Source organism: Microvirga calopogonii (genome assembly GCF_003347665.1).
In the GTDB taxonomy this organism is placed as follows: domain Bacteria; phylum Pseudomonadota; class Alphaproteobacteria; order Rhizobiales; family Beijerinckiaceae; genus Microvirga; species Microvirga calopogonii.
The window spans coordinates 1-10,701 of the sequence record NZ_QDGA01000146.1 but is presented as its reverse complement, the minus strand read 5'-3'; the positions used below and the strand labels follow the sequence as shown (position 1 = coordinate 10,701).

Here is a 10,701-nt window from a genome sequence, read left to right as displayed (position 1 = left end):
CCCCCCTAAACCCAGAACGCCAATCCCTGCCTCAAGAGCTCCGGCCCATTCGCCAGCAGTATCTTTTTCGGAGCAAGTCCATCTCGACGAGCGCATCGAGGCGGTCACCGGGGAGATCCAAGCTCTCGTGGCAGCGGATGAGGCCTGCCAGCGCCTGATGAGCGTGCCAGGCGTGGGGCCGATCATCGCCAGCGCCATGGTGGCCAGCATCGGCAATGGGGCTGCCTTCAGCCGGGGACGTGACTTCGGGGCCTGGCTCGGCCTGGTGCCTCGCCAGAACTCCACTGGAGATAGAACCGTGCTGGGCCGGCTGACTAAGCGCGGCAACAGCTACCTACGATCCTCGTTGATCCAAGCCGCCCGCGTGCTGCTGCTCTGGCCAGCGAAGTGGCGCCAGCATAGCTTCGGCGAATGGCTGACGGCTGCTTCAATGCGCCTGCACCACAACGTGCTGACGGCAGCTCTGGCCAACAAGGTGGCGCGCATTGCCTGGAGTGTGCTGAGCCAGAACCGGAGTTATGAACCACGAACAGCGGCTGTGATGGGTTGAGGGCAGCATCGCCCCTGCCCGACATCACCCGCCTGGAGATCGCCGAGGTCTGCGAGAGGAAGACGAGATGGAGAACGGTCGCGCCGTCGCATTCATGCTCTGGTGACCCGGTGGGGCCATAACGGGCCGATCCGCTTATGAGACTGAATGCGCGCGGATATCCATGATGGCCAGGAGCACTGCTCCGCAAGGGCCGGATACGTTAGCGCAGGACCAACTTCGCCAACTCAAAAGCCTCTTGCGACGCACGGCTGGTCCATACAAGTGTGTCACGCATTGACGATCCCCTGCCGATGAGGAACGCCCGGTGCCTCCGCCAGAGCGGACATTCGGAGCACCCGATCGCACGGCGGGATGTGTTCCAAGCCATCGCTCACATGCGGGACCTGCACCTGTGGCGGCCACGATCCTTGATGGATCCCACAACTTATATTTGATCGACATGCCGAGCGGTCGCCTATCCTGTCTCGCAGGAAATCCCCGCAGTTCCGAAGGTGCCATGCCTCGCTACCACTTGAACGTGCATGATGAGCTGAACCCCGCTCCCGCTGGGACTAGCGCTGGGTTCGAAACTCTCGCCGCAGCCGAACGCGAGGCGGCGCGCACCGCGGCCGCCATCGGACTGCACAAGCTGCCGAACGACGGCGTCTGCCAGGCAGTGGTCGCGGTGAGCGACGAGCATCACCAGCGGGTCACCGTTATGACGGTCTCGATGAGGATCGATTGACCGATCTCCCCGCCTCGGACGTTCAGTCCTTGGGCTGCCTGACTCGAGGACGGCTGTCAGTTGACGCCGTTCATGAACAGTCCCGATGTGTGACCCTCACGAGGGGCAAACGTCGACCCAGAGATCGCGGTCGGCTGAGGCGGCAAGATCACACGATGGGTGTCGTTCCGTCAGAGGGCTATCACCATTCCTTCCTGCAAGCCCGCTCCAAGCCCGGTAGACCCGGACCCGAGATCGGCGCAAACTGCCCCGGCATGAAAGCGCGGATACGTCCATGCCTGATCAGCGTCCAAAATCCCAGCGCAGGCTTGCCGCCATCCTGGCTGCCGACGTGGTGGGATCTTCCCGACTCATGGAGGAGGACGAGGAGGGCGCGGCCGCAGCCATCGGGACGATCCTGTCGGACATCATCGGGGCCGCCGCCGCGCGGCATCACGGACGAATCGTCAAGACCATGGGCGACGGAGCCCTCCTGGAGTTCGCCAGCCCGGTCGAGGCCCTGCTGTGTGCGATCGAGGCCCAGACGGCGGTCACTGATTTCGCTACCAACCAGCCGGGGAACGGGACAATCCAGCTTCGCATCGGCATCAACCTGGGCGATATCCTGGTCAGCGAGGACGAGGATATCCTTGGCGACGGCGTGAACGTCGCGGTGCGCCTGGAGGGCGTGGCCGATCCCGGAGGCATCTGCATCTCCGGCAAGGTATTCGACGAACTCGAGGGCAAGCTGCCCCTGCCGTTCGAGGACCGGGGCGAACAGCGCCTCAAGAACATTGCACGACCCATCCACGTTTATGCCTTGAAATCGGGGGACATCTCGCCCCAAGAGCCGAAGGCAGCCCGGCCGTCCCCAAACCAGACCGATAAACCTTCCATCGCCGTCGTGCCGTTCGCCAACCTGAGCGGTGGCCGCGAGCAGGAGTACTTCGCCGACGGGATCACGGACGACATCATCATGGCCCTGACGAAAGCCCGCTGGCTGTTCGTCGCGTCCCGCAGTTCCTCCTTCGCCTTCAAGGGCAAGGCCATCGAGACCGAGCAGGTCGCCCGTCGGTTGGGCGTCCGTTACATCCTCAGTGGCAGCGTGCGCCGGAGCGGCTCCCACGTGCGCGTCTCGGCCCAGCTCACCGAGGCCGAGACCGGCGGCTCCATCTGGGCCGAACGCTATGACCGGGACGTCATCGACATCCTCGCGCTCCAGGATCAGATCGCCGAGGAGGTCGCTGGGGCCATCGAGCCCGAACTCCTCAGGAACGAGGGGCAGCGCGGGGCCGAGCGCTCCCGGAGCCTGACTGCCTGGGATCTCGTCCGACGGGGCATGTGGGAGTTCCACAAGATCAGGCCCGACTCGCACCAGCGCGCCCGCGAGCTGTTCCTGAAGGCCATCCAGGCCGAACCCGACGCCGCCGATGGGTACATCTGGCTGGCGCGGGTTGAGGCCGGTCTTGCCGCTTATGGCTGGGGGAGCGATCCCGAGGCCGGTCTGCGGCGCGGGATGGAAGCCGGCCTGAGGTCCGTCGAGCTCGATGGGAAAAACCCCTACTCGCATTATGCCGTGGCCGTGACCCATGTCTTCGGTGGCGAGTACGAAACCGCCACTCGGGCCGCACAGCGCGCCATCAGCCTCAGTCCCAGCTTCGCCCTGGGATATCTGGTGCTTGGGCCTGCCTATCTGAGCACCGGTCGTCTGCGGGAGGCCATCGCGTCGCTTGAGCATGGGCTGCGGCTTTCCCCCTACGATCCGCAGAACTTCACGTGGCTGTTCCTGTTGTCCGTAGCTTACACCTTCTCGGGGAATGCCGTGGCCGGGCAGGACACGGCACGCCGAGCCCTGTCGGTGCGCCCGCACTGGATTCCCGCTCTCAAGATGATTGCCCTGTGCTGCACGCGGCTCGGCGACTTGGAGCAGGCTCGTTCCGCGGCATCTCAGGTCCGATCCGCCACTGTCGTGGAAGGCGATCTTGCCCGGTTGATCCCGTCCCCCGATCCAGCCTGGATCGATGAGATCGAGCAGGCGATCAGGGATGCGTTGAGGAACGGACGAGATCGCTGAGCCCACTATCCAATCGCCGAGACCACGGCGGCTGCCCCTGCCAGCATGCGGAGTGCCTGCCGTCCTCGACAGGATCGCTCCGCACACTCTCCTCGCCTGCCATGTGAGACTCGCATGGCTGAGCGGCTTGTAACCCAAGCGCTCGCCGCAGCGGAGGAGCGCTGCCTGCTGCGGGTGCCCTTGGCCCACGAGCGGGCACTTGCCGCGTCGGGACCGATCCCGCACCGGTGCCTGCACTGAGCCCCTCCGTCCGCCGTCACATGAAGGTCGCCTTGCAGCCGCATTGCGGAAATACGGCCAAGGTCAGCTTCGTGCCAGGTGCAGACATTTTCACCGACAGAAAGCTATCACGCGCAACCTTTCAGAAGGCCTAATTGCGAGCTTTTTTGGTTTGAGCCGGCACTTCGAACAGGGTGGCTTGTCTCGCGTCTCGAACTTCTGGACCAAAAGAGCGCCTCTGCAGAAGCCGGACAACGTAGTAGACCAACGCCGCTTCGTGCATCTCATCACGGTCTCGGGCCACGGCCGAGCATGCAGCCCGACAGAAGTATCATCCGAGTGCGTCAAGCAGGTGCCTCGCATCCTGCAGGTCGGCAGTGTCGAGTCCCTCGGTAAACCAGTTGCAGACGGGAGCAAGAAGATCGCGGGCTTCGCTGCAGCAACCCCGATTACTCCAGAGCTGGGCAAGGCTAACGGCAGCGCGCAGCTCCCAGGCTTTTGCCCTCTGCTCGCGAGCCCTTTCAATCGCGAGCAGCAGGGAACTTTCAGCGGAACGGCGCGTGCCCGAGGCAGCGGCTAGTAGGACGCGGCCCCTCAGGTGGAGCAATTCGGCCTCGCACCATCCCTCGTGGCGCTGTCTTACGTCGGCGATGGCTTGATCAACCAGCCGGGCACCGTCGGAGGCTCTGCCGATCCCCACCAGCACCTCGCCGAGCAGGCCCCTTGCATAGGCATGGGTCACCCGCGTGCCGATGGCATCCATGCGAGCCAAACCCTCGTTGATCCGAGCGATAGCCTGGGTGGCGTGCCCCTGCTGGGCCAAAAGCCAGCCCTCCTGTGCCGTCGCCATCGCAATCCAATAGGGATAATGCTGTTCCTCGGCAAATCGGAGCGCGCGGTTGATCGCCTGACCCGCCAGGGCTGCGTCGCGCTGGATGATCCTCAGCCATGCAGCCCAGGTCAGAACATAGGCTTGGCTGAACGGGTGGGCGAGTTGGTCCACCAGGACGAGCGCATCCCGCATTCGGCACTCGTCCGCACCGCCAGCAGCGCGACGACCGCGGTGACAACATTGATGATGCTCTCCAGCGCATCCGAGTACAGGGCGATCGAGCCCGTCAGGAGATAGGCCGCGTATTTCAGGGCCAGGACGGCGATGCCGACGACAATGCTTCCGGCGGCCAGTTTCTGGAGGCGGTCCATGCTCGAACTCAACACATAGGGACCGCCTAAAGGTCGGGCGAGGCAGGTCCGGAAATCAATGGGATGGCGGTTTCTAAGGGATTCGTCGGACGATCGCTAGCCTTTGATTCTACTTGCAAATTCTTCTCAAAAGCAGGTGCGTTTAGTGGCCGGTCGTTCTCACTTGATTGTGTTCAACGAGGAAGCTTTCCGGGGCATCGATGTCTTTGCCTCAAAGCCGATCCTGGTACAGTTCCGGCCCTCCGCCTTGGCGTCATACAAGGCACGGTCGGCCCGATAGAGGATGGAACTCCGGTCGTCGTGCGGCAGGGCTTCCGTCACGCCCGCGCTAAAGGTGAACCGCATCTCGGACAGGTGATCCGTGAGGCTGTCGCCAGGGAAACCTGCCCTCACCGCGTCGACGATGCGAACGGCATCATTGAGCCTGACACCCGGCAACACCAGCAGGAACTCCTCGCCTCCCATGCGGCCCAGCAGATCCTGCTCGCGCAGCCTCTCGCGGCAGCCCTGGGCAAAGCGCCGGAGAACGGCATCGCCGGCGTCGTGCCCGTAAGTGTCGTTGACGGCCTTGAAGTGGTCGATATCGATGAGGGCGACGCACAGAACCGAGCCGGACTGGCTGTACGCTACAAGCGCCTCGTCCAGGTGCTCCAGAATATGACGCCGGTTCGGCAGGTCGGTGAGAGGATCAGTCCGGGAGGCGAGCAAGGCGGCCTCGTGAGCCTGGCGCAGAGATTTCTCGTTGTGCTTCAGGGCTGTGATGTCCGACCCGATCGAGAGCACCCAGCCATTCGGCAGGATCGTGTGCTCCATCCAGAACCACTGACCATTGACCAGGTCGGTTTCGAATGCCTTCCGGGGCACGCTTCGGCGCCGCGGCAGGGTTCGGGCGATGAACGCCTCGATGTCGTCGTCGATCCGTACTCCGAGCCCGTTCTGGTCCGCATACCGGAGGATGCCGGCAAAGGTCAGGGGGCCGTCATATCCGCCCATGAACAAGACCCGGTACGTCTTGTTTGCGTAGCGGAGCCGGTCCTCGGCATCATAGAGAGAAATGGCTTGGCCACTGTCCGTAAGCGCTCCCACGAGGCAGCGAAGGGCCTCATCGTCAGGATCTGAGGGAAAAACAGTCATTGGAGGTGCAAGAGGAAATCAAGAACCTAGCATTACCAGTCTGGAGCAGATGGTCGAGTCGGGAATCGTCCGCTCCTAAGTTTGTTCCCAGGCTGCCGCACCGGCTTGCATGATTGCAAAGCAAAGTCCGCGGCCCAGCCCGTTGTCTCACGCGACTGTGACCGCCAGTTCGCTGGCCATGGAGCTGGCGTGTGTTACCCAGAACAGGCCCTGCTGCAGTGCAGCATCATTGATTGAGCCCGGGAACATTACGCCCGGAACTTGCACAACAGATGGAGATCCCATGACCACCCGCACGAACGATGTGGCGCTTCTTGCCGCCCGCCTGGCCGTCGCCGCCCTTTTCCTCCCGGCCGGAATCGGCAAGCTGTCTGGCCTGTCCGGCTTCACCGCAATGCTGGCGAGCAAGGGCGTTCCCTACCCTGATCTTCTCGCCATGCTCGGCGTCGCGGCTGAGATCCTTGGCCCCATTGCGCTGATTTTGGGTGTTGCCCCACGCCTCACGGCCGTTCTCCTGATCGGCTTCACCCTCGTCGCGAGCCTGATCAGCCACAGCTTCTGGACCTTTGCCGATGCGGCTCAGGCGGCACAGCAGCAGACCCAGTTCTTCAAGAACCTCGCCATCGTCGGTGGCCTGCTGTTCTACTTCGTCAGCGGCGCTGGCGCGTTCAGCCTCCAGAACTTTGTCAAAAGCCGCGGTTCATCGCGCGGGATCGCGGCCCCGGCAGAGTAGGCGGCCCATCAACCGAAGGTCAGCCAAAGGGCAGGAGGCACAGAGCCCCTGCCCTTTCCGCTCCTGCGTGACCATTGTCACAACACAGAGCCTGTGCGGCCCCAGCCCCACGGTCACAGATGCCCCAGGACGAGTTCCAGAGTTGCTCTCAGAGTCGGGATCGCGGTCAGGGCGTGGAACAGATAGAAACCATTGAACCGCGCCCCCGCCTGAGCAGCTCGGCTGTCAAAGCCAGACGGACGCGCTTGGTTCGGACGGAGCGGTTGTTCGAACGACCATTGCTCCGAACCAATGAAGGCGGGTACCGGGCGGTCTTCCGGAACGGCACAGATGAGCTCAGGAAGACTCTTGTTCCTGAAGAGGTTGTAAGTGCAATTGTCCACGTCTGGTTGGGCTTGAGCCTGCTGATGACCAGATGTCATGAGGTCCTCCCCCGCAGCTAACGGTATCTTGTTATTGATTCATGCCGCCAAGGCCAAGTTTAACTACTCCCGGAGGCAATTGCGTATTCTCCTGAAGGAGTAGCTTCGCATGAACCCGGCGGCGCCCACTGGCCACTGGGCGGGAACCTCCCTGAGGCTCATCGCATCCAACGCTGGAAACAGCAGGTGTCAGATGCAGAAAACCCCGACAACGCTTCCCGACCTCACGAGCCTCGACGACATGGCTCTTGTCAGCCATGCCCGGGCCGGGAACTCGGATGCCTTCAGGATCATCATGCAGCGCCACAACCGGCGCCTGTACAGGGTCGCCCGCGGGGTCATCGGTAATGACATCGAAGCCGAGGATGTGGTCCAGGAGAGTTATCTCAAAGCCTTCACGCACCTCGATACCTTCCGAGGCGAAGCCCAGCTATCGACGTGGCTGACCCGTATCGTCCTCAATGAGGCCCTCGGACGGGTCCGGCGCCGGCGGGAGATCCTCGACCTGAGCACCCTGGACCGGATCGGCGATGGCCAAGCCCAGATCCTGGTGTTTCAGCAGCCTTCACCCTCACAGGACCCGGAAGCCGAGGCGGGCCGGGCGCAGCTGCGTCGCATGGTGGAGCAGGCCTTGGATGATCTGCCGGAGGCCTTTCGGTCGGTGTTCGTGATGCGTGAGATCGAGGAGATGAACACAGAGGAAACGGCCTCCCATCTCGGGATCCGCCCGGAGACTGTGAAGACAAGGCTCCATCGGGCCAGGCGGCTGTTGCAGAAGGCGCTCCACGCCCAGTTCGTGGCGACCCTAAAGGACGCTTTCCCCTTCGACGGGCTTCGCTGCAAACGGGTCACGGACCGTGTCATGCAGCGCCTGGAGCTGAAGCCATAACCCCCTCAGGCCCCCTGCCTTGGGCAGGTCTCGTTCCCTGTTCGCGGCTTCGGGAACCTTTTTCTGGCCCCCGCATCCAATGCAGCGGCTGGTGGGTATCCGTACCGGCTGCCGTAAGCAATGCCGGCCCAGCTTACCCGCATCCCATTGAAGGGAGATTCCGATGTCCAAGCTACACATGACCCTGTTGGGCGCCTGCCTGTGTCTCGCCCCGTTCGGCGCGATGGCTCAGCAAGCCGCCAAACTGACCGATCCGCAGATCGCCCGCATTGCCTACACGGCCGGGCAGATCGACATCCAGGCCGCCGAACTCGCCCTCAAGCAGTCCCAGAACAAGGACGTCAAGGCCTTCGCCAACGACATGGTCCGCGACCACAAGGCCGTGAACGAGAAGGCGCTCGCCCTGGTGAAGAAGCTGAATGTCAAACCCGAGGACAACGACACCAGCCGCCAGCTCACGCAGCAAGCCGAGGCTAAGCGAAAGGAGCTCAGTGCACTGAAGGGGGCAGCCTTCGACAAAGCCTATGCCGAGAACGAGGTCGCCTATCACCAGCAGGTCAACGGTGCGCTCCAGAACACCCTGATCCCGAATGCCAGCAATGGCGAGCTCAAGGACCTGCTCTCGACCGGGCTCAAGATCTTCCAGGGTCACCAGCAGCATGCCGAGCATCTTGTCCAAAGCCTGCCGGCTCGGACGGGGGCTTTGGCTCATTGAGGAAAGATTGACCGATGCGCCGGCTGATCATTCTGGCCGCGATTGGGTTGGGGATGCCGGGCAGTCCGGCCTCCCCAGCCGGCACCTCACAGCCCATTCTGATGAAGGGCATCGCCTTCGCGCCGCAGCAGGTCACGGTGCATGTCGGCGATACGCTGGAATGGGCCAACCAGGACATCGTGGTGCACACCGCAACAGCCAAGGACAAGAGCTGGGACGTCAACGTGCTGCCGGGGAAGAACGGACGCATGGTGATGAAGGCGGCGGGCACCTTCGACTACATCTGCCGCTATCACCCGAACATGACGGGCGAAGTCATCGTTGAGCCCTGACTGCAGGGGCATATGCCCCAATCTGGGTCATTTGCCCCACCGGCTTTGATGTTGACGGACCCGATTGCTCAGGCCTTTCTTGCGAAAGCTCCTTGGCCCGATCCTTGCTTCTCAGCCGGGTCAAAAGGCCGGCAGAAGCAGTGAATGTGCCTATGTCGCGGCGACAAGAAGGAGGACCGCATGAAGATCGAGCGCGAGAACGCCACGCTAGGCGAAACCTTGTCAGCCTGTGCATCCGGTCCGAGTTGGTGAGGGTCTCGTATGCGCTACTACTTTAACCTTGTGAGCGATCAGACGCAGTTCCTGGACAACACCGGGCTCGACATTCCAGATCTTGCGACGGCAAAGGATGAGGTGCAAAACACCCTGGCACAGCTGCGGCGCGCGATGGACGACGATGAGGATTGGGCCGGGTGGCGTCTCGAAGTCGTTTCGTCGGAAGGCAGTCTGCTCTGCTCAGTGAGCCTCCTGGCAACCGTTCACTGACCAGTCACACGAACACCTCATCGCCCCGTGGCCTCAAAGCGCTTCCGTGTCCCCACGACTTCATGGGCCGCAACCGGCACGAGGACCTTCCGCCCAGCCGGAAATTTGCGGATCATACCCGTTCAGGGAATTCCTGATGCGGTGAGATAGGGATAGGCCGTCAATGTTGTGAGACGGCCGGTCTCGTCGAGGAGACGGTTCCAGGCGCGGCAGACCGCGTCCAACACCGCTTCGTAGTCGTCGAGCACGCGATGCGAGCGATAGCGCTCGCGCAGGTACAGCCAGACCCGCTCCACCGGGTTCAGCTGCGGTGAGGCGGGTGGCAAGGGTAAAAGGGTGACGGTGTCCGGCACGTGCAGGGCCCGTGCGTCGTGCCAGCCGGCCTGATCGAGCACGAGCACCGCGTGCACGCCCGGCGCAAGCTGACGCGCGAAGTGCTCGAGAAAGATCGTCATGGCATCGGTACTCACCCGCGGCAGCGCCAACGCGAAGGTCTCATCTGTGCCGGGCCGGCAGGCGGCAAACAGGGATAGGCTCTCGAAGCGCTGATCGACCACCCCGGGCGGACGCACACCGCGCTCATACCAGACGCGGGTGGTTCGTCCCTTCTGACCAAAGCGCGCTTCGTCCTGGCACCAGAGTTGAAGACGCGCGTCAGGATGCTGTGCCGCGATGGCCTGCAGCTTGGACGGGAGTTCCTTTTTTGAACGCCGGCTGTGCGGCCGGATTGCCCTTGGGCTGCGAGGGCCGGGTCTTCTGCCGCGACAGGTTCAGCCGCTTGAGCCGGCACGAGAGCCCCCATTGGCTGTAGCGCACGCGGTACGTCCGCTCGACATGCTCGCACAGGTCAACCAGCCGCCAGGCGCTGACCCCATCGCGCTCGGGCTCCGGCCCGTGCAGGATGTGAGCCCTGAGGGCGGCCTGCTGACCGGGACTGAGCTGCTCCGGGCGACCGGAACGGGGCCGGTCCTGCAGAGCGTCAGGTCCCTCAGCATTGAAGCGCTGGATGGCATCGTGCAGGGCCTGCCGCTCCATGCCGGCCAGCCGGGCAGCCTCAGTTCGGGTCATGCCCTCGAGCGCATTGGCGATCGCCAGCAACCGCAGGACAGCCCTGGGATCCCGCTCACGCGCAGCCCGTGTGCGCAGATCGGACGGCGAGGAGTCCAGACGGATCGGGAGCCCGGCCATGGTGGTCTCCTGCAATTGCGCCCCTGCCATCAGGGAATCATGCCAGACAC

At 63.3% G+C, this 10,701-nt stretch carries 14 protein-coding genes and 1 pseudogene; 9 read left to right on the top strand and 6 right to left on the bottom strand.

Going from position 1 to position 10,701, the window contains the following annotated elements; translation table 11 throughout:
• The 4 genes from DDF70_RS33715 to DDF70_RS38925 form a co-directional block, all read left to right on the top strand.
• The coding region (locus tag DDF70_RS33715) for an IS110 family RNA-guided transposase (protein ID WP_245435757.1) at positions 1-550 on the top strand (550 nt) is incomplete at its 5' end.
• Between the two features lie 499 nt (positions 551-1,049).
• Complete coding sequence (locus DDF70_RS33710; RefSeq protein WP_114948938.1) at positions 1,050-1,277, top strand: DUF6894 family protein; 228 nt, start codon at positions 1,050-1,052, stop codon at positions 1,275-1,277.
• Between the two features lie 274 nt (positions 1,278-1,551).
• On the top strand, positions 1,552-3,330 hold the full coding sequence (locus tag DDF70_RS33705; RefSeq protein WP_114948937.1) for an adenylate/guanylate cyclase domain-containing protein: 1,779 nt from the start codon (positions 1,552-1,554) through the stop codon (positions 3,328-3,330).
• Positions 3,331-3,444: 114 nt separating this feature from the next.
• Positions 3,445-3,570, top strand: coding sequence for a hypothetical protein (locus tag DDF70_RS38925; RefSeq protein WP_281024417.1), 126 nt, complete (start codon positions 3,445-3,447; stop codon positions 3,568-3,570).
• A gap of 310 nt (positions 3,571-3,880) precedes the next feature.
• Here the strand turns inward: DDF70_RS38925 and DDF70_RS33700 are convergent, their stop codons facing one another.
• The 3 genes and pseudogenes from DDF70_RS33700 to DDF70_RS33690 all read right to left on the bottom strand — a co-directional run bounded on the left by DDF70_RS33700 (position 3,881) and on the right by DDF70_RS33690 (position 5,838).
• Positions 3,881-4,573 (bottom strand): hypothetical protein, encoded by a 693-nt coding sequence (locus DDF70_RS33700; protein WP_162820868.1) that lies wholly within the window; start codon positions 4,571-4,573, stop codon positions 3,881-3,883.
• Positions 4,573-4,752 (bottom strand): annotated as a pseudogene (locus tag DDF70_RS33695) (cation efflux transmembrane domain-containing protein); the annotation flags it as partial. The gene DDF70_RS33700 and the pseudogene DDF70_RS33695, both read right to left, overlap by 1 nt.
• A 159-nt stretch (positions 4,753-4,911) precedes the next feature.
• Positions 4,912-5,838: a GGDEF domain-containing protein gene (locus DDF70_RS33690; protein WP_162820867.1), complete on the bottom strand. Its 927-nt coding sequence runs from the start codon at positions 5,836-5,838 to the stop codon at positions 4,912-4,914.
• A gap of 331 nt (positions 5,839-6,169) precedes the next feature.
• On the opposite strand from DDF70_RS33690, the gene DDF70_RS33685 reads away from it, so the two are divergent.
• Positions 6,170-6,619 carry a DoxX family protein gene (locus DDF70_RS33685; protein WP_114948933.1) on the top strand — a complete coding sequence of 150 codons (450 nt, stop codon included), beginning with the start codon at positions 6,170-6,172 and terminating at the stop codon, positions 6,617-6,619.
• Between the two features lie 113 nt (positions 6,620-6,732).
• Here the strand turns inward: DDF70_RS33685 and DDF70_RS33680 are convergent, their stop codons facing one another.
• Positions 6,733-7,041, bottom strand: coding sequence for a hypothetical protein (locus DDF70_RS33680; RefSeq protein ID WP_245435756.1), 309 nt, complete (start codon positions 7,039-7,041; stop codon positions 6,733-6,735).
• Positions 7,042-7,234: 193 nt separating this feature from the next.
• Between DDF70_RS33680 and DDF70_RS33675 the strand changes: the two genes are divergently transcribed.
• The 4 genes from DDF70_RS33675 (at position 7,235) to DDF70_RS33660 (ending at position 9,463) form a co-directional block, all read left to right on the top strand.
• A complete protein-coding gene (locus DDF70_RS33675) occupies positions 7,235-7,930 on the top strand; it encodes an RNA polymerase sigma factor (RefSeq protein ID WP_114948932.1) in 696 nt (231 codons plus the stop codon).
• A gap of 223 nt (positions 7,931-8,153) precedes the next feature.
• Positions 8,154-8,645, top strand: coding sequence for a DUF4142 domain-containing protein (locus DDF70_RS33670; RefSeq protein WP_245435759.1), 492 nt, complete (start codon positions 8,154-8,156; stop codon positions 8,643-8,645).
• A 14-nt stretch (positions 8,646-8,659) separates the two neighbouring features.
• Positions 8,660-8,977: a cupredoxin domain-containing protein gene (locus DDF70_RS33665; RefSeq protein WP_114948930.1), complete on the top strand. Its 318-nt coding sequence runs from the start codon at positions 8,660-8,662 to the stop codon at positions 8,975-8,977.
• Between the two features lie 261 nt (positions 8,978-9,238).
• Positions 9,239-9,463, top strand: coding sequence for a DUF6894 family protein (locus DDF70_RS33660; RefSeq protein WP_114948929.1), 225 nt, complete (start codon positions 9,239-9,241; stop codon positions 9,461-9,463).
• A 122-nt stretch (positions 9,464-9,585) separates the two neighbouring features.
• On the opposite strand, the gene DDF70_RS33655 is transcribed toward DDF70_RS33660, so the two are convergent.
• Positions 9,586-10,146, bottom strand: coding sequence for an IS630 family transposase (locus tag DDF70_RS33655; protein WP_245435758.1), 561 nt, complete (start codon positions 10,144-10,146; stop codon positions 9,586-9,588).
• Positions 10,118-10,701: helix-turn-helix domain-containing protein (locus tag DDF70_RS33650; protein WP_205772559.1), on the bottom strand; the 584-nt coding region annotated here is incomplete at its 5' end. The genes DDF70_RS33650 and DDF70_RS33655, both read right to left, overlap by 29 nt.

Coding starts and splice junctions, on each gene's coding strand:
- DDF70_RS33675 (WP_114948932.1), top strand. CDS start 7,235: ATGCAGAAAACCCCGACAACGCTTCCCGACCTCACGAGCCTCGACGAC.
- DDF70_RS33685 (WP_114948933.1), top strand. CDS start 6,170: ATGACCACCCGCACGAACGATGTGGCGCTTCTTGCCGCCCGCCTGGCC.
- DDF70_RS33660 (WP_114948929.1), top strand. CDS start 9,239: ATGCGCTACTACTTTAACCTTGTGAGCGATCAGACGCAGTTCCTGGAC.
- DDF70_RS33665 (WP_114948930.1), top strand. CDS start 8,660: ATGCGCCGGCTGATCATTCTGGCCGCGATTGGGTTGGGGATGCCGGGC.
- DDF70_RS33710 (WP_114948938.1), top strand. CDS start 1,050: ATGCCTCGCTACCACTTGAACGTGCATGATGAGCTGAACCCCGCTCCC.
- DDF70_RS33670 (WP_245435759.1), top strand. CDS start 8,154: ATGGCTCAGCAAGCCGCCAAACTGACCGATCCGCAGATCGCCCGCATT.
- DDF70_RS33700 (WP_162820868.1), bottom strand. CDS start 4,573: ATGCGGGATGCGCTCGTCCTGGTGGACCAACTCGCCCACCCGTTCAGC.
- DDF70_RS33705 (WP_114948937.1), top strand. CDS start 1,552: ATGCCTGATCAGCGTCCAAAATCCCAGCGCAGGCTTGCCGCCATCCTG.
- DDF70_RS33680 (WP_245435756.1), bottom strand. CDS start 7,041: ATGACATCTGGTCATCAGCAGGCTCAAGCCCAACCAGACGTGGACAAT.
- DDF70_RS38925 (WP_281024417.1), top strand. CDS start 3,445: ATGGCTGAGCGGCTTGTAACCCAAGCGCTCGCCGCAGCGGAGGAGCGC.